General features: G+C 40.9%; 1 protein-coding gene. It reads right to left on the bottom strand.

Annotation, left to right across the window (positions count from 1 at the left end; translation table 11 throughout):
- Positions 1-55 precede the first annotated feature (55 nt).
- Positions 56-373 carry a hypothetical protein gene (locus A3729_RS09555; RefSeq protein ID WP_068510162.1) on the bottom strand — a complete coding sequence of 106 codons (318 nt, stop codon included), beginning with the start codon at positions 371-373 and terminating at the stop codon, positions 56-58.
- Positions 374-470 lie beyond the last annotated feature (97 nt).

Raw genomic sequence — 470 nt, 5'->3', positions numbered from 1 at the left:
CTGAAATCGACAAACTGCCGGTGAAGATAAATGCGGGAAGGCTGAACAAACATCTTCATGATAAACCCTTTATCACTCTGACTAAAAAGTCAGGTGATATCGAATCTGGAAAAGTCAGTTCACCTGCTTGTGTGATTAACGTGATGATTTGTTTAGAGCTAGTGATCTGTGTGACTTGTTCAGACACTTGCCGAACAACTTTCGCTTCGACAAAATTATTGCCTGTCGAGCGTCGGTGCTTATTGAGGTAGAACGAAGAGGTGCTGATTTTATGTATGGAGCAGAATTCTGCAACCGTTAACCCGCTCTCTTTTTGATAATCGAAGATACTTGGCCAGTCGTGTTTGGCTTTCTTGGTGTTCTTTTTAGTCATGTGCTAGTTCCTTGTGAATTTTGGAACTAGCGTAATTAATTGTTGGGTTTGGTATTATGTGTGCTTGGCTAGACGCTTACGATACTTCTATTGAAAA

Source organism: Oleiphilus sp. HI0043, from assembly GCF_001634935.1.
Note: the sequence above shows the minus strand (reverse complement) of the source record. Positions and strands in the feature narration are given on the sequence as shown.

Excerpts from the sequence above, each read along its gene's own strand:
- A3729_RS09555 (WP_068510162.1), bottom strand. The coding sequence starts at position 373 with ATGACTAAAAAGAACACCAAGAAAGCCAAACACGACTGGCCAAGTATC.